The organism is Rhodococcoides kyotonense (genome assembly GCF_001645385.1).
Taxonomy (GTDB): domain Bacteria; phylum Actinomycetota; class Actinomycetes; order Mycobacteriales; family Mycobacteriaceae; genus Rhodococcoides; species Rhodococcoides kyotonensis_B.
This window is the reverse complement of sequence record NZ_LVHI01000023.1, coordinates 430,291-448,760: the sequence shown is the minus strand read 5'-3', so window position 1 is coordinate 448,760 and position 18,470 is coordinate 430,291. Positions and strand designations below refer to the sequence as shown.

The 18,470-nt window shown below is 66.5% G+C and carries 18 protein-coding genes; 1 reads left to right on the top strand and 17 read right to left on the bottom strand.

What is annotated here, in order from left to right; genetic code table 11:
• Positions 1-50 precede the first annotated feature (50 nt).
• The 10 genes from A3K89_RS17975 to A3K89_RS17930 form a co-directional block, all read right to left on the bottom strand.
• On the bottom strand, positions 51-872 hold the full coding sequence (locus A3K89_RS17975) for a M23 family metallopeptidase (RefSeq protein ID WP_068428542.1): 822 nt from the start codon (positions 870-872) through the stop codon (positions 51-53).
• 174 nt (positions 873-1,046) lie between these two features.
• Positions 1,047-3,569 (bottom strand): [protein-PII] uridylyltransferase, encoded by a 2,523-nt coding sequence (locus tag A3K89_RS17970; protein WP_068429155.1) that lies wholly within the window; start codon positions 3,567-3,569, stop codon positions 1,047-1,049.
• Entirely contained in the window at positions 3,559-3,897 is a 339-nt protein-coding gene (locus A3K89_RS17965; protein ID WP_019664269.1) for a P-II family nitrogen regulator, read from the bottom strand. The genes A3K89_RS17970 and A3K89_RS17965 overlap by 11 nt, the downstream gene beginning before the upstream one ends.
• Positions 3,898-3,971: 74 nt before the next feature.
• Complete coding sequence (locus tag A3K89_RS17960; protein WP_174551466.1) at positions 3,972-5,231, bottom strand: ammonium transporter; 1,260 nt, start codon at positions 5,229-5,231, stop codon at positions 3,972-3,974.
• Positions 5,232-5,580: 349 nt separating this feature from the next.
• Positions 5,581-7,026: a signal recognition particle-docking protein FtsY gene (ftsY, locus tag A3K89_RS17955; protein ID WP_174551451.1), complete on the bottom strand. Its 1,446-nt coding sequence runs from the start codon at positions 7,024-7,026 to the stop codon at positions 5,581-5,583.
• A 37-nt stretch (positions 7,027-7,063) separates the two neighbouring features.
• Complete coding sequence (smc, locus tag A3K89_RS17950; RefSeq protein WP_068428536.1) at positions 7,064-10,720, bottom strand: chromosome segregation protein SMC; 3,657 nt, start codon at positions 10,718-10,720, stop codon at positions 7,064-7,066.
• A gap of 65 nt (positions 10,721-10,785) precedes the next feature.
• The gene (locus A3K89_RS17945; RefSeq protein ID WP_068428534.1) at positions 10,786-11,061 is read right to left on the bottom strand and encodes an acylphosphatase; all 276 of its coding nucleotides are present in this window, start codon (positions 11,059-11,061) and stop codon (positions 10,786-10,788) included.
• Positions 11,058-11,963, bottom strand: a complete 906-nt coding sequence (locus A3K89_RS17940) for an SMP-30/gluconolactonase/LRE family protein (protein ID WP_068428532.1) — start codon at positions 11,961-11,963, stop codon at positions 11,058-11,060. Before A3K89_RS17940 ends, A3K89_RS17945 begins: the two co-directional genes overlap by 4 nt.
• 1 nt (position 11,964) lies before the next feature.
• On the bottom strand, positions 11,965-12,393 hold the full coding sequence (locus tag A3K89_RS17935; RefSeq protein WP_068428530.1) for an OsmC family protein: 429 nt from the start codon (positions 12,391-12,393) through the stop codon (positions 11,965-11,967).
• A gap of 79 nt (positions 12,394-12,472) precedes the next feature.
• Positions 12,473-13,354, bottom strand: a complete 882-nt coding sequence (locus A3K89_RS17930; protein ID WP_068428527.1) for an MBL fold metallo-hydrolase — start codon at positions 13,352-13,354, stop codon at positions 12,473-12,475.
• Positions 13,355-13,435: 81 nt separating this feature from the next.
• Between A3K89_RS17930 and A3K89_RS17925 the strand changes: the two genes are divergently transcribed.
• Positions 13,436-13,888, top strand: a complete 453-nt coding sequence (locus A3K89_RS17925) for a MarR family winged helix-turn-helix transcriptional regulator (protein ID WP_068429147.1) — start codon at positions 13,436-13,438, stop codon at positions 13,886-13,888.
• Between the two features lie 6 nt (positions 13,889-13,894).
• Here the strand turns inward: A3K89_RS17925 and mutM are convergent, their stop codons facing one another.
• The 7 genes from mutM to rsmD all read right to left on the bottom strand — a co-directional run bounded on the left by mutM (position 13,895) and on the right by rsmD (position 18,456).
• A complete protein-coding gene (mutM, locus tag A3K89_RS17920; protein ID WP_068428524.1) occupies positions 13,895-14,746 on the bottom strand; it encodes a bifunctional DNA-formamidopyrimidine glycosylase/DNA-(apurinic or apyrimidinic site) lyase in 852 nt (283 codons plus the stop codon).
• On the bottom strand, positions 14,739-15,533 hold the full coding sequence (rnc, locus tag A3K89_RS17915; protein ID WP_068428521.1) for a ribonuclease III: 795 nt from the start codon (positions 15,531-15,533) through the stop codon (positions 14,739-14,741). The genes mutM and rnc overlap by 8 nt, the downstream gene beginning before the upstream one ends.
• Positions 15,534-15,552: 19 nt before the next feature.
• Positions 15,553-15,735: a 50S ribosomal protein L32 gene (gene rpmF / locus A3K89_RS25535; RefSeq protein ID WP_080733022.1), complete on the bottom strand. Its 183-nt coding sequence runs from the start codon at positions 15,733-15,735 to the stop codon at positions 15,553-15,555.
• 2 nt (positions 15,736-15,737) lie between these two features.
• Positions 15,738-16,298 (bottom strand): YceD family protein, encoded by a 561-nt coding sequence (locus A3K89_RS17910; RefSeq protein WP_174551465.1) that lies wholly within the window; start codon positions 16,296-16,298, stop codon positions 15,738-15,740.
• A gap of 190 nt (positions 16,299-16,488) precedes the next feature.
• Complete coding sequence (locus A3K89_RS17905; protein WP_068428518.1) at positions 16,489-17,259, bottom strand: DivIVA domain-containing protein; 771 nt, start codon at positions 17,257-17,259, stop codon at positions 16,489-16,491.
• Between the two features lie 110 nt (positions 17,260-17,369).
• A complete protein-coding gene (gene coaD / locus A3K89_RS17900) occupies positions 17,370-17,858 on the bottom strand; it encodes a pantetheine-phosphate adenylyltransferase (RefSeq protein ID WP_068428515.1) in 489 nt (162 codons plus the stop codon).
• A 28-nt stretch (positions 17,859-17,886) separates the two neighbouring features.
• A complete protein-coding gene (gene rsmD / locus A3K89_RS17895) occupies positions 17,887-18,456 on the bottom strand; it encodes a 16S rRNA (guanine(966)-N(2))-methyltransferase RsmD (protein ID WP_068428512.1) in 570 nt (189 codons plus the stop codon).
• Between the last annotated feature and the right edge of the window lie 14 nt (positions 18,457-18,470).

Here is an 18,470-nt window from a genome sequence, read left to right as displayed (position 1 = left end):
ACCGCGCCCCGTCGTCATCGAGGCCGACAGAGCGCGGTCCGCAGGATTGCCTACGCGTTTAGTGCTGCGTCGTTCCAGGTCACCGACACCCCGCGGGTGGCCAACCACTGCGCCGGGTCGACCTTGACCCCACTCGGGTCGTGGACCTCGAAGTGCAGGTGCGGGCCGGTGGACTGACCTCGGTTGCCGACCGTCGCGATCTGTTGGCCCGCCGAGACCTGCTGTCCTTCGGCCACCGAGTAGTTGCCGACATGGCCGTAGATGGTTTCGGTGCCGTCGGCGTGCATGACCTTGACCCACAAGCCGAACCCCGATGCAGGCCCTGCCGCGGTGACGACGCCGTCGGCAGCGGCAAGAACGGGCGTTCCGATGGGGGCCGCGACGTCGAGCCCACCGTGGTGCGTTCCCCATCGCGAACCGAAGCTCGACGTCAGAACACCCGAAACCGGTTGCACGGCCTTCTCTTTCAGCGGCTGCAGTCCCTGCAACAGATCCTGAGCCGCTTTGCCGACGTCCGGCAGCCCGAGTGCGGGAAGGTCGGAGGTGTCGGGAATCTCGATGCCGGGCGGCAGCTGGATGTTCTCCGGCAACTGGATGCCCGCGGGGAGTTCGAACCCGGCCGGGAGCAGGTTCGGCGGGATCTGGAACGGCACAGCCGCCGCGGGGGCCTGCGGCGCGGGAGCAGGTGCCGCCGACGCGGTACCCGTTCCCATCTGAGCCGCACCCGCGACGATCGCACCGGTGGCGGCGACGATGGTCGCCGCCTTCAACCCCGAATCCTTGGAGTCCTCCGTCGCCCTGTGGCGCCCACGTGGTGTCGTCGAATCTGTATCGGCCGGAACGTAAATGTTCGACCGCCGGTGGGATCCCACAGTGTCTACCTCATCAGTCGTCGGCGTGCGCCCCCGAGCAGTCACTGCTCGGACCCGCTTTTCGTCTGCTGGCGGGAAACGTAACAAAACGATCTCGCGCGCAAACACCGTAACCGAATCTTTATGAGATCTCACTACGAACGATGGGAATTCGACGCCTGGCCGACACCGTACCTAGGTTCCTTCGGGCTTTTCCGGTGGTCTCGGCGGTTCCGGGGCGGGAACCACACCGAGAATCGCTTCTTCGATCTCCTCGCGTGTCGCACGAGTGTCCGATCCGGTCAGGTCGATGCAGAAGGCGTCGACGACGGACGTACCGAGAGTCGCCACCCGCGCCCACCGCACGTCGGCACCGAGCTTCTCCAGCGCGCTCGCGAGTCGACAGAGCAGGCCGAGCCGGTCCTCGGCCCGCAGTTCGAGCACGACCTGTCCCGGTTCGGTCCCGTCGAACCACAACACGCGCGGAGGAGCCTGGGCGTACAGCACCGGCACCGCCGAGTCCTCCCCGTCGAGAACCGGAGGGCGAGCATTCCGTTCCTTCTCGTTCAGCACCGCCACCAGATCGAGCTCACCGGCCTGTGCGCGAATGAGTTCCTGACGCAGCAGCCCCGCTTGAGGCGGAGCTCCGAACAACGGCGTGACGGCGAACGAGTTGACCGCCGAACCGTCGTGACTGCCGAGGGACGCCGACAACACGCGCAGCGAATGCAGCGCGAGAACACCCGCGGCGTCCGACAACAAACCGGGGGTGTCCGGCGCGACGACCGTCACGACGAACGTGTGCGACCCCTCGGTCGGCTGCAGATCGACGTGTACGCCACCCTTCTCGGCCAACTCGACGTGAGCCGGGTCGAGCGGATCGGGCGTGGGCAACGACTCCCCTGCCATCACCAGCCTGCACCGCCGCACGAGCTCCCGGATCAGCGACGCCTTCCAATCACCCCACACTCCCGGACCCGTCGCGAGCGAGTCGGCCTCGGCGAGCGCGTGCAACAGCTCCAGAAGAACCGGATCGGCGCCCAGGGCGTCGACGACGGTCTGCACCGTCACGGGATCGTCCAGATCGCGTCGTGTCGCTGTCTCGGGCAACAACAGATGGTGACGCACCATCGCGGTCAGGAGTGCCACGTCCGACGGCCAGAGCCCGAGCCGGTTACCGATCTGCGTCGCCAACTCGGCGCCGACGACGCTGTGGTCTCCCCCGCGACCCTTGCCGATGTCGTGGATCAATGCCCCGAGGATCAGCAGATCGGGTCGAGCGACGCGCGTCGTCAGCGCCGACGCGTACGCCGCAGTCTCGACGAGATGCCGGTCGACAGTCCAGGTGTGCACCGCGTCGCGCGGCGGAAGGTCGCGGACGGCACCCCACTCGGGCAGCAACCGTCCCCACAGGCCCGTGCGGTCCAGTGCCTCGATCGCCGGGATCGAGCGTCGACCGGAGCCGAGCAGGACCAACAGATCGTTCACCGCTTCCTTGGGCCACGGTTCGCGCAGTTCGGGTGCGCTGTCGGAGAGTCTGCTCAACGTGGACGCCGACATCGGCATCCCGTACTGCGCCGACGCGGCCGCCACGCGGGTGATAAGTCCCGGATCCTTGCTCGGACGGGCATCTCGGGCGAGCACGACCTCTCCTGCATGCTCGACGACGCCTTCGTCGAGCGGCCGACGTACGGGCACTCGGCGCAGACGCGACAGCCCGCGTCGTGGAAGCGAATTCCCGGCGGTGCGTAGCCCGACGTCCACCGAGTAGCTGATGGTGCGTGCCGAGTCGCTGAGAACGCGGGCGAGGTCGAACCGGTCTCCGATGCGCAGTGCTGCACCGATCTCGTCGGCATCCTGCGCACGCAGTTGGTCGCGGGCGCGGCCGGCAACACGATGCAGTTCGGTTCGGACGTCGAGCATGCGCGTGTGGGCGAAGGCGAGTCCTCCTCCCGGAGACTGCGGACCGAGTCCCGGCATGCCGTCGGTCAGCTGGGCGATGGACAGGGCGTCGAGAAGCTGGACGTCCCGCAGTCCACCACGACCGCTCTTGAGGTCCGGTTCGGCGCGATGTGCGATTTCGCCGCTCCGCGACCACCGCGACTGCGTCTGGGTGATCAGTTCGTCGAACCGCGACCGGATGCCGGTACGCCACTCGCGCCGCACTCCGCCGATCAGCAGATTGCTGAGCTCGACGTCTCCCGCGATGTGACGGGCTTCGAGCATGCCGAGCGCTGCAGTCAGATCCGTCGACGCCACCTGCAGAGCCTGCGGCACCGTGCGCACACTGTGGTCGAGTTTGATGTGGGCGTCCCACAGCGGATACCACAGCTTGTCGGCCACCTCCGACACCAACTCGGGGTCCATGTCGTCGTGGAGCAGTACGAGATCGAGATCGGAGTACGGAAGCAATTCGCGGCGCGCGAGGCCTCCGACTGCAACGATCGCGAATCCCGAATCGGGTTTGATCCCGAGTTCGGCACCCTTCGTGGTGAGCCAGAACTCGTGAAGGTCCACGAGCGCCTGCCTCAGCGCGGGCGCGTCGAGACGGCGTCCGCGTGTTCCGCCGTCGAGCAATTGTTTCCTGGCGCGCGCCAGGTCTGCCGCCGCATCGGAACTCTTGGTAGCGGACGGCCCAGAGGCCGAAGGCCCCGACCCTGCAGCTTTCGCTGCAGAGCCGGGGCCGCCTGCCCGCGACCCAGTGGGGTCAGAGCGCATCGGCACCACGTTCCCCGGTACGTACCCGGATGACCGAGTCGACCGGCGAAACCCACACCTTGCCGTCGCCGATCTTGCCGGTGCGAGCGGCTTCGACGATGACCTCGACGACCTTCTCCACCGCGGCGTCGTCGACGACGACCTCGACGCGCACCTTCGGCACGAAGTCGACCGAGTACTCGGCGCCTCGGTATACCTCGGTGTGGCCCTTCTGACGTCCGTATCCCTGGACTTCACTGACCGTCATGCCAAGCACACCGGCCTGTTCGAGACCCGTCTTGACGTCCTCCAACGTGAACGGCTTGACGATTGCCGTGATCAGCTTCATTTTCTGCTTCCCTTCACAAGCTCTGGAGTGCCCGGTTGCGTGCGGAGCTTCGATTCGCTCCTATCTCTACCTTGTCAGGCGAAGTCGTACGCCGTCTCGGCGTGTTCGGCTTCGTCGATTCCCTTGGCTTCGTCTTCCTTCGACACACGCCAACCGATCGGCTTCAGCGCGAATGCAATGACGGTCGTGATGATGCCGGTGAAGATCAGTGCGACGAGAGCGATGACGATCTGGACGACGAGTTGCTTGTAGTCACCGCCGTAGAACAGGCCGGTCTCGGATCCGAAGAAGCCGATGGCGACGGTTCCCCACAGGCCTGCGACGAGGTGGACACCGACGACGTCGAGCGAGTCGTCGTAGCCGAACTTGAACTTCAGGCCGACTGCGAGAGCGGAGAGAACACCGGCGATGGCGCCGAGGAAGATCGAGCCGATCGGCGTGAGAGCACCGGCGGCAGGCGTGATGGCGACGAGACCGGCGACGATGCCCGACGCAGCGCCGAGGCTGGTGGCCTTGCCGTCGCGAATGCGCTCGACGACGAGCCATCCTGCGATGGCGGCAGCGGTGGCCGTGGTGGTGTTGACCCAGGCGAGGCCGGCGACACCGTCGGCGGCGAATGCGGATCCACCGTTGAAGCCGAACCAACCGAACCACAGAAGTGCAGCGCCGAGCATGACGAACGGCAGGTTGTGCGGGCGGAATGCGACGCGGCCGAATCCGGCGCGCTTACCGACGATCAGGGCCAACACGAGGCCGGCCATACCGGCGTTGATGTGAACGACGGTGCCACCGGCGAAGTCGATCGGTGCGACGGAGGCGACCAGGCCCCCCTCGCCGTCGTCGGTCGTGCCGAACAGCTTGGCCGCGAGTCCGTCCTCGGAGCCCGAGAGGAGTCCACCGCCCCACACCATGTGTGCCAGCGGGAAGTAGGCCAGCGTGACCCAGATGCCTGCGAACGCGAGCCACGTTCCGTACTTCACGCGGCCTGCGATGGAACCGCTGATGAGGGCGACGGTGATGATCGCGAAGGTGACCTGGAACGCGATGTCGATCACGTTGGCGTAGCCCCAGGCACCGGCGATGAAGTTGCCGTCCGCGTCGGTGATCGAATCCTTCAGTCCGAAGAACTCGAACGGGTTCGCGAAGATCCCGCCGATGTTCTCGGTGCCGTAGGACATGGACCAACCCCACAGAACGTAGATGATGGCGACGACGAACATCGAGCCGAACGACATCATCATCATGTTCAGCACGGACTTCTGCTGCGACATGCCGCCGTAGAAGAACGCCAGGCCTGGCGTCATCAGCAGCACCAGCGATGCGGCCACCAGCATCCAGGCGGCATTGCCGGAGTTGGCCAACAAATCCTCGGGACTCACGTACACCCTCCTTATCTGACGCACCGGTTGGCGCGTGGTCTGGACAAAGAGTGGTTTCACTAGGTTTCATCGGTGACACTCCGGTGTTTCGCGCATGTGAACGGACGGACGGAATGTGTTGCTAGTACGTTTCGTCCAGGCGTTTCGTTCTTTCGCCGGTTTTGCTTCGAGCACGAAACCGGGGAAAAGCGGTCGAAACCGGACACACTCGAACGACCCCGTCCGCAACGAGAAACACGCCCCGCCGACGGTTCGGCGGGGCGTGTTTCGTGTGGCTTCGTGCGGCGGACGGCCGCACCTGATGTCAGCCGAGCAGTGCGTCGACGAACGCCCCCGGCTCGAACGGCGCCAGGTCGTCGGCGCCCTCGCCGAGCCCGACGAGCTTCACCGGAACACCGAGTTCGCGTTGGACCTGGAACACGATGCCGCCCTTCGCGGTGCCGTCGAGCTTGGTCAGTACGACGCCGCTGATGTCCACGACCTCGGCGAACACACGTGCCTGCATCAGACCGTTCTGTCCGACCGTCGCGTCGAGAACCAACAGCACGTCGTCGACGCGCGCTCGCTTCTCGATGACGCGCTTGACCTTTCCGAGCTCGTCCATCAGGCCCGACTTGGTGTGCAGACGCCCGGCCGTGTCCACGACGACGACGTCGACACCCTGCTCGATGCCCTTGGACACCGCGTCGAATCCGACGGCGGCCGGATCGGCGCCTTCCTTGCCGCGCACGACGTCCGCACCGACGCGCTCGGCCCACGTCTGCAACTGGTCCGCTGCTGCGGCGCGGAACGTGTCGGCCGCGCCGAGCAGAACCCGGCGGCCGTCGGCGACGAGCACGCGGGCGAGCTTGCCGGTGGTCGTCGTCTTGCCGGTGCCGTTGACACCGACGACGAGCAGCACCGCAGGCGTACCTTCGTGCGGCAGCGCCTTGATCGACCGATCGAACTCGGGGTGCAGTTGCGCGACGAGGACCTCGCGCAGCAGTGCTCGCGCATCCGCTTCGGTGCGAATGCTGCGCGCCGCCATCTGTTCACGCAGCGTCGACATGATCTCCGCCGTGGTCGACGACCCGATGTCGGCGATCAGCAGCGTGTCCTCGACTTCCTCCCACGAATCCTCGTCGAGATCGCCACCACCGAGCAGTCCCAGCAAGCTCTTCCCGACCGCGGACTGCGACCGGGACAACCGGCCACGCAGTCGGTCGATCCGGCCCTCGGTGGGTGCGATCTCCTCGATGACAGGACGCTCGGGCTCGGGCGTCGGGACAGGAGCAGGTTCCGGCGCGGGCTCGGGTGTGGGTGCAGGCTCGGGAGTCGGTGCAGGCTCGGGAGCGGGCTCCGGTGTAGGCGCGGGTTCGGGTGTAGGCGCGGGCTCCGGTGTAGGCGCAGGCTCGGGAGTCGGAGCGGGCTCGGGCGTCGGAGCAGGCTCGGGCGTCGGCGCAGGCTCGGGCGTCGGAGCGGGCTCGGGTGTGGGCGTCGGTTCCGGCCGCGGAGTCGGCTCGGGGCGCGGCTTGGGTTTCGGGGCGAGCTCCGGCTCGGCGGTGGCGGTGCCCTGGCTGAACGAGAAGCCACCGCCCGCCTTGTAACCACCCGATCTGTCCTTCGGAGTTTCCTCGACGGCCTTGATGTCCTTGGACTGGAAGGACACACGGCGTCGACGGGACAGAACGAATCCCGCGACGAGCACGACGACAAGAATGGCCAGAACGGCCGCGACGACGATCCACGCTTCGGTACTCACGGGGACCATCCTGTCACGATGCGCTACAGCGCCCGCGTCAGCCGTGTCATGCCGGCGGCGCCGGTGCGGGATCCACCACGGAATCTTCGTCGACCGTTGCGCTGCCGATGGTTTCGACGCGATCCCGGTTCAACCGTTGCGAGATGACCGTCGTGATGCCGTCGCCGCGCATCGAGACGCCGTACAACGCGTCGGCGACCTCCATCGTCGGCTTCTGGTGAGTGATGACGATGAGCTGCGACTTCTCCCGTAGCTGCTCGAACAGCCCGATCAGCCGCCGCAGGTTGGTGTCGTCGAGCGCGGCCTCGACCTCGTCCATGACGTAGAACGGGGACGGCCGCGCACGGAAGATGGCCACGAGCATCGCGACCGCGGTCAGTGATTTCTCACCGCCGGACAGCAGCGACAACCGCTTGACCTTCTTGCCGGGCGGTCGCGCTTCCACCTCGATACCGGTGGTCAGCATGTCGCCGGGTTCGGTGAGAATCAGTCGACCCTCCCCGCCGGGGAACAGTTTCGCGAACACCTGCGTGAATTCGCGCTCGACGTCGAGCCAGGCATCGGTGAACAGCTGAAGGATGCGGTCGTCGACGTCGGCGACGACCTCGAGCAGATCCTTGCGCGCCGATTTGACGTCTTCGAGCTGCGTCGAGAGGAAGTTGTAGCGCTCCTCGAGCGCGGCGAACTCTTCGAGCGCGAGCGGGTTGACCTTGCCGAGTGTCGCGAGATCGCGTTCGGCCTTCTTGGCGCGCTTCTCCTGCGTCACACGATCGAACGGCATCGGTGCGGGGGCGACGACCTGTTCGCCGCGTTCCTTCGCTGCTTCGTACTCGGCCATCTCCAGGTCGGTCGGCGGCGCCGCGATGTCCGGCCCGTACTCGGCGATCAAATCGTCGAGACCGATGCCGTGCTGCTCGAGAATGCTCGCTTCCAGCTGTTCGATGCGCAGTGCCGCCTGGGCGCGGGCTACCTCGTCGCGGTGCACGGCGTCGGTGATCGACGCGAGCTGCGCCTGCAACGCGCGCACCTGTTCCTTGACGCGTTCGAGCTCGGCCGTCGTCGTCGCTTTGCGTTCGGCGAGCTCGTCGCGACGGGACGCGGCCTCGTCGACGACCATCGCCAACCGCTCGGCGACGCGCTCTCCCGCGGACGCCACGGCCTCGGCGACGGCAGCTGCATGCCGTCGCGATGCCATCTCGCGTTCGGCACGGGCACGGGCCTCGCGCTCGGCGCGAGCCGCTCGGCGCAACGAGTCGGCGCGTCCACGCAGCGACTGCGCACGTTCCTCGGCGGTGCGCACGTTCAGGCGTGCTTCGACCTCGACGGCACGGACCTCCGCCAACGCGGCCGCGGCTGTCTCGCGGGCGATGGTGGACTCGGTGGAGTCGCCGGTGCCCTCCAACCCGGATTGTTCGTCCTCGGCGAGTCGAAGCCGTTCCTCGAGTTCCGCCAGCGCCCCCAGAGCTTCCTCTCGACCGGTCTCCGCGGCCGCTCGCTGCTCGGACAGACGCGTCGACTCGGCGTGGGCGGATCGCGCCAATTGGCCGAGGCGGCCCAGCTGTTCGTAGACCGCAGCCATGGCCGCATCCGACTCGTTGAGCGCGGCCAATGCCTGCTCGGCCGATTCCTTGCGGTCGGACTGCTCGGCGAGCGCGCCCGACAACGCAGCTTCCAGCTCGGCCGAACGGCGTTCGGCCGCAGCGAGTTCGACCATGGACGTATCGATCGCGGCCTGTACCTCCAGCGTGCTGGGCCGACGATCCGAACCACCGGTGACCAGGCCCGCGTCGACGAGATCGCCCGCCGTCGTCACCGCACGCACGCCACGCGCCGACGCCACCAGCGACGCTGCGTCGTCGAGCGACGGGACGACTGCGACGTCACCGAGCAGGGCGAGCATCGACTCGACCAACGAATCCGGGTACGACACGACGTCGAGAGCCCACCGTGCCCCGTCGGGCAGGGTGACCGACCGATGCTGCGCCTCGACGGCGGTGCCGTCGAACACGATCGCTGCTCGGCCTCCGTCGGCTTCGCGGAGTGCCCGTACGGCCTCGCGCGCGCTCGCGAACGAGTCGGCATGTGCCGCGTCGGCGACCGGACCCATGGCCACCGCGATGGCGACGTCGAATCCGGGCTCGATCGTGATCCGCTCGGCCAGCAGGCCGGACAGACCGGACTGGCCGTTCTCGATGAGCCAGCCCGCGCCGTCCTTGCGTTCGAGGCCCATCGTCAGTGCTTCGATGCGCGCCTGGAACGACGCGACCTTCTTGCCCGCGGTTCGATCCTCGTTCTGCAACTCGGTGACGCGAGCATCGGCGCTGCGCAGTGCGGCGACCGCACGCTCGTAGTGCGTGTCGAGGCTGAGTTCGCTTGCATCGAGCCCTGAAATCTGGTCCTGGACGCTGTCGAACTCCGATTGCGCGACGTCGCCGCGCTCACGGGCTTCGTCGATGGCGACCGACAACCGAGCTACCTCGGCATCGATGGACTCGACCTTCGTTCGATACGTGTCGACCTGCCCGGACAGCCGGGCGAATCCCTCACGACGATCGGCGACGGCGCGCACGGCGGCCATGTGGGCGCGTTCGGCCTCGGCTGCGGCCGACTCACGTTCCATCAGCTGCTCGCGCGCTGCTTCGAGCGTCTCGCGGGCGATCTCGACGGCCTCGACGAGCTCCATCTCTTCCTCGGCGACGCGTTCGGCCTGCTGCTCGAGCTCGTCGGGATCCTGACCGCGGCCCGTCGACGGCGCACTGTCGAGGTGACGTGCGCGTTCCTTCGCGATCCTGATGGTGGCGTTCACGCGTTCGGCGAGCGCGGACAGCTGGAACCAGGTCTGGCTCGCCGCCTCGGCACTGGGTGTCAGACGGGCGACCGACTGCTCGAGCTCGCCGAGCGCGACGTTTCCGGCTTCGAGGGTGTCCTGAACGACGGCGTACTGCTCGCGTTGCGCCGCTTCGTCCTGTTCCTGGCTGGCGAATGCCTCACGGCGCGTCACGAGATCGTCGGCGGCCAGGCGCAGCTTCGCATCGCGCAGATCGGCCTGGACGGTCTGTGCACGCCGTGCGACTTCGGCCTGCCTGCCGAGCGGCTTGAGCTGACGCCGGAGCTCGGCGGTGAGGTCGGTCAGACGCGCGAGGTTGGCCTGCATCGCGTCGAGTTTGCGGACGGCCTTTTCCTTGCGCTTGCGGTGTTTGAGAACACCCGCGGCCTCCTCGATGAAGGCGCGTCGGTCCTCGGGCCGCGATTCGAGAATGGCGGCGAGGCGTCCCTGTCCGACGATGACGTGCATCTCGCGTCCGATACCGGAGTCGCTCAGCAGTTCCTGCACGTCCATCAACCGACACGAGTTGCCGTTGATCTCGTACTCGCCCGCACCGTCGCGGAACATGCGCCGGGTGATCGAGACCTCGGTGTAATCGATGGGCAGTGCACCGTCGGCGTTGTCGATGGTCAGCGTCACTTCCGCCCGGCCGAGCGGCGCCCGGCCGGACGTGCCGGCGAAGATGACGTCTTCCATCTTCCCGCCGCGCAGCGCTTTCGCGCCCTGCTCCCCCATGACCCAGGTGAGCGCGTCGACGACGTTGGACTTACCCGACCCGTTGGGTCCGACGACGCAGGTGATTCCCGGTTCGAAACGAAGAGTCGTCGCCGAGGCGAAGGACTTGAAGCCCTTCAGCGTCAGACTCTTGAGATGCATGACGAGTCAGATTACCGGGTAGGTCCGACCTGTTCGGTCGACACTCCAGTCGCCGACGTCAGGCCTCAACGCTCGACGAACCCGGAGAGTCCGCCGCGTGCTGGATCCCAGGATTCCACGACGAGCGACACGACGCCGGGAGTCGTCCCGCCGCGCAACAAGTCGAGAAGTCGTTCCAGCCGCTCGCGCGAGCCCTCGGCGACGACGAGAACACGGCCGTCGGCATGGTTGGTGGCGTGCCCGACGAGACCGAGTTCGAGCGCCCGAGACCGCGTCCACCATCGAAAACCCACACCCTGCACGGTTCCGTGGACCCACGCAGTCAGTCGTTCGTCGCTCATGCGGGGGCCAGCCGGCGGACCGAGCCGTCGAAACTCGTGGCGTACAGCGAATCCGGGTCCCATCCGACACCACCGAACTCGACCGCCGAGGTCGACGGCAGACCGGTTCCGATGACGCACGACGCACCGGACTCGGGGTCGATGCGCAGTACTCGACCGGCGAGGTTCTGGGCGAGGTAGATCTGTCCGTCCGGCCCGACGGTCAAGTCGTCCGACGCGGTGACAGGTCCGAATCCGTCGACCGGAATGCGACGAGCATCCCCACCGAGGTTCGACGCGTCGAGAACGGTGATCGCCAGTTCGGGCTCGAACGTGTTCGACACGTACACCGTTCCGTCGTCCACGGCCAGACCGTTGGCGCTCCCGACGTCCGTGCGCACGTATCGAGCCGAGTTGGGATCGCCCGCGTCGACCCGTGTGATGCCGCTCGGCGCGCCGAGATTGCGAGTGACCAGGAGGTCACCGTCGTCGAGCACGGCAAGGCCGTTGGGCATGACGACGTCGCGCGCCACCACCGTGCGCGCACCGGTGTCGAGGTCGACGGCCTCGACCGTGCCGTCGTGAACGTCGAGAAGTCCCGACGAGAAGCCGTTGCCGGTCGTGAAATACAGGGTGTCGCCGCGCACGACGAGCCCACCGGGTGCGGTCACGTCCGGAACGACGACCGACCGAGTCCCGTCCGGCGTCAGACCGGCGATGGCGCCGGGACCGGTGAGCGACGTCCGGGACAGCAGCATCGTTCCTCGGTCGTCGAACGTCACGTTCTCGAGCAGGCCGAGCCCCGACGCGACCGTGCTGACGGTCCACGGTGCGCACGCGGGCGCTGCCGCTGCCGTGGGAGCGACGGCCACCACTGCCCCGCACGTTGCCGCCAGTACCCCCAGCGCCGCCCCCCATCTCATGTCAGGCGTCCGTGACGACGTCGAGGGATATCTTCGTGCCCGCCTTCAGTGTGCGCCCGACGGTGCAGACCTTGTCGATCGCCCGCTCGACGACGGTCAGCAACCGCTGCTGCGCCTCGGGGTCGAGCTCGCTGAGGTCGAGCTCGAGAATTTCGTGGAGTTCCGGGTACAGCTCGTTCTCGCGGTCCGCGGCGCCCGAGACTCGGACGGTGGCGTCGTAGTTGTCTCCGAGCCTGCGTGACAGCGGCAGGTCCGAGCTCATACCGGTGCATGCCGCCAGCGCGATCTTCAGCAGTTCACCGGGAGTGAAGACTCCGTCCACCGACTCGGAACCGATCGACACCTCGGCCCCTCGCGAACTCTTGCCGGTGTACCGGCGGGTGCCCGTGCGTTCGACCCACAGCTCTGTCGGTGTGCTCTCGTCAGCCATGACAGCAGATTCTAGACAGTGCCACCGACGTCGTGATCGACGCGGATGGTCCCCTGGGCGCGGACCGGATCGTGCTTCGTCAGTCGTCGACGGGGTGCCAGGTCGCCCGGTTGTCTTCGATGCGAACTCGTCCGAACGGTACGTCGGCGAAGTGGATACCGAAGCCGATGGCGTCGGACCCGGCCAGTTCGAGCACGAGGCGGTGGCGCAGGGCGGTTGCCTGCCGGTGATCGTGGTCGAATGTGTTCTCCCACAACGGATGAGTGATCTGAATCGGAGAGTGGAACGCGTCGCCGAAAGCGATCACCCGCTGCCCGTCCGCTTCGATGACGAACCCGACATGGCCAGGACTGTGGCCGGGAGCGGACATGACCCGAACGCCGGGGAAGACTTCCTCGTTCTCCACCACGGTCCGTACGTGCGGCGCGAGAGCCTTGATCATGTCGGCCTGCCCCTGCTCTTCGGCGACGTGACGGTTGGCCCATTCCGTCTCGGCGACAAGGTAATCGGCTTCGGTGAAGGCGGGGCGGGTGCTGCCGGGAGCCGGATGCCATGCCCAACCGAAGTGGTCGGTGTGCAGGTGCGTCAATGCGACCGCGTCGATATCGGCTGGGCTGCAACCGATTCTCGCCAGGTTGTCCAGCAACGCACCGCCGGAAAGAACGCCGAACGGGTTCATCGGCGGGCCGATCGTCAACGGTCCGACGCCCGCGTCGATCAGTAGTGCGTGCCCGTCGCGCTCGACCAGCAGTCCGCCGACGCCCGCCACCAGATGACCGCCCTCGTCCAGATACTCGGCGTTCTGCGCCCAGTCCTCTTCCGACGGTTCCGGCAGCAACATTCGGGCGTCGAGTCTGGCCACGCCATCGGGAACATAGGTGAGCTTGGTCTCGCCGAGAGTAAGCGAACGGACACCGGACGGGCGGCGAAGACGCTCCCGTGTGTCGATTTCGTTCGTCATGATCGAACCTCCATTTAGATATGAACTGAACTATTCAGATCATATCTATCATGGTCTGAAGGGTATTGCTAGAGTGTGATCATGACGTCGACGGATTCGATGGTGGCGGCGGACTGGGAGCTGGCCAAGCTCGTGCACGAGGTCGACACCCAGAGCACGGCCCGCCAGCGCGCGCGCGTCGGCGCGCATGGACTCACCGTTTCCCAGGCCTCCGCCCTCAGGGAGCTGACCGGCCCGATGACGATGCGTGAATTGGCCGAGCAAATGGGCTGTGAGCCGTCCAACGCCACCGCTGTCATCGACTACCTGGAAAGCCAGGGCTTGCTCGAGCGCCGCCCACACCCCACCGACCGACGGGCCAAGCAGATTCTTCTCACCGCCGAGGGGGCCGAGCGCCGAAGGACACTGCTCGCGGGGCTGCGGGGAGCGTCGCCGCTGATTTCCGGGCTCACCCCGGCCGAGCTGGAGACGCTCGGGGACTTACTGCGTCGGGCCGTCGCGCCGGAGCGTCGCGGCAGCGCAGTACCGGATTGAACGCCTCTACCGTTTACGCTGACATTTCGGGCAGCTGTACGACGACCGGTTCATGAACTTCTCACGCCTGATCGGCGCACCGCAACGCGAACACGGACGACCCTCTTGTCCGTACGCGTCGAGCGATCGATCGAAATAACCGGATTCGCCGTTGACGTTGACGTACAGCGCGTCGAACGACGTACCGCCTTGTGCGAGGGCCTCGCCCATCACCGCGTGCGCCGACGTCAGAAGACGCCGAAGCGCAGGTCGCGTCAGGGTGTCGGCGATGCGGTTGCCGTGAATCTTGGCTCGCCACAATGCTTCGTCGGCGTAGATGTTGCCGACACCGGACACGACGGTTTGGTCGAGCAGTGCCCGTTTGATCTCGGTGTGCTTGCCGCGCAACACTTCCACGACCTTTTCGGCGTCGAAGAGCGGGTCGATGGGGTCACGTGCGATGTGTGCCACGGGTTCGGGAACTTCGGTGCCGTCGACCACTTCGAGTGGGGCGACGGCCCACCCCCCGAACGTGCGCTGGTCCACGAATCGTAGATCGGCGCCGGAATCGAGGTGTGCCCTGATCCGCAAGTGTTTCTCGTCGGGAACGGTCGGCGGCTGGACGAGCATCTGCCCACTCATGCCCAGATGCACGACGATCGCCATGTCGCCGGGGTCGAGTGGCAACCACAGATATTTTCCGCGCCGCTGCGCCGACGCGATTCGACGACCGCGCAACTGGGCCACCAGATCTCGCTCACCCGCGAAGTGGCGGCGCACGGCACGCGGATGCAGAACGTCGACCGAGTCGATGCGCGACCCGACAACGTGTGCCTCCAGACCGAGGCGCACGACCTCGACTTCGGGAAGCTCAGGCATCCACACTGCCCGACGCCACGTCGGTGCCGCCGTCGGACTCATCTTCGCTGTCCGACAACGCATTCCACGCGGTACTCGCGGCCTTCTGCTCCGCTTCCTTCTTCGACCGGCCGATACCGACACCGAACGCGTGACCGCCGACGAGCACCGTCGCGGTGAACTCCTTGTCGTGATCGGGGCCCGTCGACGAGATCTCGTACACGGGGACGCCGAGCGTCTTGCCCGCCGTCAGCTCTTGAAGGCTGGTCTTCCAGTCGAGCCCTGCGCCGAGTCGGGGTGCACGATCGAGCAGGTCGGCGAACAGTCGGGACACGACCTCACGCGCGACGTCGATGCTGTGCTGCAGATGGATCGCACCGAGGAGCGATTCCATACCGTCGGCGAGGATGCTCGGCTTGTCACGCCCGCCGGTCTGCTCTTCGCCTTTACCGAGCAGCAGATGACGACCGAGTCCGCCCTCGCCGAGGCCGCGTGCCACTTCGGCCAGAGCGTGCATGTTCACGACGCTGGCGCGGATCTTGGCGAGCTCGCCCTCGGACTTGTCCGGGTGCACCGCATACAGCCGTTCGGTGATCGCGAGTCCGAGCACCGAGTCTCCGAGGAACTCGAGGCGCTCGTTCGTCGGCAGCCCGCCCTGCTCGTACGCGTACGAGCGGTGCGTCAACGCCAACGTCAGCAGTGATTCGTCCAGTACAACGCCAAGAGCGGCGAGGAGCGACTCTCGGTCGTCCCCGCCGCTGCCGGCTGTCGAGCTGTTCCTGTAGGTAGAACTGCCCTTGTTCGTCACAATTCGTCCGATCCTGGGATCAGACCGCTGCTGCTACCTGGCGACCCTTGTAGGTGCCGCACGAGGGGCACGCGATGTGGGGCAGGGTCTTCTCGCCGCAACCGCGGTTGGGGCAGGTGACGAGGGTGGGCGCAGTGGTCTTCCACTGTGCACGACGCGACCTCGTGTTGGAACGCGACATTTTGCGCTTCGGGACAGCCACTTCTACTTCTCCTCGGCTTCGTTGTTCACAAGTTCTGTGCTCGGTTCTGAGCCCACGCCAAATTTGGCTGCAAGACCAGCCCAGCGAGGATCCAGTATGTCATGACTGTGGCCGGATTCAGCAATCGCCAGGCGAACGCCACATTCGGGGCACAATCCCTCGCAGTCTTCGCGGCACAGCGGATAGAGCGGAAGCTCCAGTCCGACCGAGTCCACGATGACCGGTTCGAGGTCGATCCGATCGTCGACGACGCGATGAATCTCGTCCTCGTCGGTCGTTTCTTCCGTCACGCTGTCCGGGTAGGCGAACAGCTCGGTGAGGTAGACGTCGACGTCACCTGTCACCGGTTCGAGGCAGCGAGAGCACTCCCCCGTCGTGTCGGCACGCACGGTGCCGGTGACGAGAACGCCCTCGGACACTGCTTCCAACCGAAGGTCGAGCTCGACGGGCGATCCTTCGCTGATCGCGATCGAGTCGAGCCCGATGCGCGACGGCGCGGCGACCGTCCGCTGGATCTGTTTCATCGACCCGGGCCTGCGACCCAGATTGTCGACGTCCAGCACGAAACCCGCGTCCGCGTCGGGACGGGGGGTACTACGACCGGTTGACACAGTGAATCTTCCTGCTCGATGACGGATGTCTGCCCGATCGCAGGCACGACGAGTCGTCGAACCGTGCATCAGGCAACCACACAACGATACGCATGCATGCATGTCGGGGCAAACTGCGGCCCCGGATCCCGAGCGAGGACGACTACGAACGGCGTGACCGACGGAAATCGTCGGCCGGGTCGGTTCCATAATCGGGGACGCCGGACCCGGTGCGAAGCTGTTGACGACCTCGTCCGACCGAGCGAATGGTGCCGGTCAGGAACTCCTCGAACTCGGCGAGCTTCGTGTCGACGTACACGTCACATTCACTGCGCATCCGATCCGACTCCGCGTGCGCCTCGTCGATGACCCGCGCCGATTCCGCGTGCGCGGCCTGAACGACCTCGGTCTGCGCGACGAGACGAGCCTGTTCCGCGACGCCGTCCGCCACGCTGCGGTCGTATGCCGCCTGCCCGGACTCGATCATGCGATCGGCCTCGGTGCGCGCCCGCGTCGTCACGGCCTCGTACTCCCGACGGCCGTCCTCCACGGTCCGTTCGGCAGTGTCGGTGGCGTCGTCGACCAGCTGTTCGGCGTGTGCCTTCGCTTCGGCGACCATGCGGTCCGCCTGGGCTTTGGCGTCGGCCAGAATGCGGTCGGCCGAATCCCGAGCATTCTCGACGGTGTCCTGCGCCTCCTGATTGGCCGACGTGACGGTCTTGTCGGCCGTGGCGCGAGCATCGCCCACGAGCTTGTCGCGGTGGTCGAGCACGTCCTGGGCGTCGTCGAGCTCGCCGGGGATGGAATCACGGACGTCGTCGAGCAGTTCCAGCACGTCGCCACGGGGGACGACGCAACCGGCTGTCATCGGGACACCGCGCGCCTCCTCGACAATGGCGACGAGTTCGTCGAGCGCCTCGAATACGCGATACACCGGTAACCCCAATCGTCGAACGAAGAAAGATCGAGCACAGTCCAGTTTGCCTGCAGATCCCCGCCCGTGCGCGACGCGCCCGCGGTGTGTCGGAACAAGCGTGTCGCGCGCTACTCCGCCTTGCGTTCGGCGATGCGCTCGAGGAGCGGTCCGTGAACGTGAGCAGGAACCATGTCCTCGACGTCGCCGCCGAACATCGCCACTTCCTTCACGAGAGAACTCGACAGGAAGCTGTACGTGGGGTTCGCCGGAATGAAAAGCGTGTCGACGCCGGACAACTTCTGGTTCATTTGCGCCATCTGCAGTTCGTAGTCGAAGTCGTTGGCGCCGCGCAGTCCCTTGACGATGGCGGTGAAGCCTTCCTGGCGTGCGTAGTCGACCAGCAGGCCGTGCCACGACGACACCCGCACGTTTCCGAGATGGCCGGTGGCTTCCTTCAACAGTTCGATGCGCTCGTCGACCGTGAACAGTCCGCGCTTGCTCTTGTTGAGCATCACCGTGACGATGATCTCGTCGAACTGCGCTGCAGCCCGGGTGATGACGTCGAGGTGACCTTTGGTCACGGGGTCGAAGGATCCAGGGCACACAGCTCCAGTCATGGACGAAGACGCTATCACCGAGGACGCGTCAGGAGCCGGGCGACGCTGCCACGCTCGCGATCTCGATACGCGTCTCGCCGTACTTCTTGACCTTCTCCGGAACGAGCCCGTCCGGCCATGCGGTCTCGGGCGATCTCGACGAACGTTCGAGCACCACAACGGCTTCCGGCGCGAGCCAGTTCCCGGCGAGCAGGTCCTGCAGCATCTTCTCGACCGCGGCATCGCTGACGGCGTACGGCGGATCTGCCATCACGAGGTCGTACTGCGTGTCGGCCGGCGCGGCCAGCACCGCCGACACGGGCGCGCAGCGAACCGTCGCACCCGCCAGGCCGACGCCGGAGACGTTGTCGCGCACGACCGACGCCGCGCGAGCATCCGACTCGACCAACAGAACCGACGACGCTCCACGCGAAAGTGCTTCGAGGCCAAGGGCTCCCGATCCCGCGAACAGATCGAGCACGACGGCACCGTCGAGGTCGAGCCTGGAATCGAGAGAGCTGAAGAGCGCCTCGCGGACACGTTCCGACGTGGGACGTGTACCGCGAGGCGGCACCTTCAACCGCCGTCCTCCTGCAATGCCTGCGACGATCCTGGTCATCTACAGAAGGTTAC

Coding starts and splice junctions, on each gene's coding strand:
- A3K89_RS17970 (WP_068429155.1), bottom strand. CDS start 3,569: ATGCGCTCTGACCCCACTGGGTCGCGGGCAGGCGGCCCCGGCTCTGCA.
- A3K89_RS17965 (WP_019664269.1), bottom strand. CDS start 3,897: ATGAAGCTGATCACGGCAATCGTCAAGCCGTTCACGTTGGAGGACGTC.
- A3K89_RS17960 (WP_174551466.1), bottom strand. CDS start 5,231: ATGCTGGTGGCCGCATCGCTGGTGCTGCTGATGACGCCAGGCCTGGCG.
- ftsY (WP_174551451.1), bottom strand. CDS start 7,026: ATGGTCCCCGTGAGTACCGAAGCGTGGATCGTCGTCGCGGCCGTTCTG.
- smc (WP_068428536.1), bottom strand. CDS start 10,720: ATGCATCTCAAGAGTCTGACGCTGAAGGGCTTCAAGTCCTTCGCCTCG.
- A3K89_RS17945 (WP_068428534.1), bottom strand. CDS start 11,061: ATGAGCGACGAACGACTGACTGCGTGGGTCCACGGAACCGTGCAGGGT.
- A3K89_RS17940 (WP_068428532.1), bottom strand. CDS start 11,963: ATGAGATGGGGGGCGGCGCTGGGGGTACTGGCGGCAACGTGCGGGGCA.
- A3K89_RS17935 (WP_068428530.1), bottom strand. CDS start 12,393: ATGGCTGACGAGAGCACACCGACAGAGCTGTGGGTCGAACGCACGGGC.
- A3K89_RS17930 (WP_068428527.1), bottom strand. CDS start 13,354: ATGACGAACGAAATCGACACACGGGAGCGTCTTCGCCGCCCGTCCGGT.
- A3K89_RS17925 (WP_068429147.1), top strand. CDS start 13,436: ATGACGTCGACGGATTCGATGGTGGCGGCGGACTGGGAGCTGGCCAAG.
- mutM (WP_068428524.1), bottom strand. CDS start 14,746: ATGCCTGAGCTTCCCGAAGTCGAGGTCGTGCGCCTCGGTCTGGAGGCA.
- coaD (WP_068428515.1), bottom strand. CDS start 17,858: ATGACTGGAGCTGTGTGCCCTGGATCCTTCGACCCCGTGACCAAAGGT.
- rsmD (WP_068428512.1), bottom strand. CDS start 18,456: ATGACCAGGATCGTCGCAGGCATTGCAGGAGGACGGCGGTTGAAGGTG.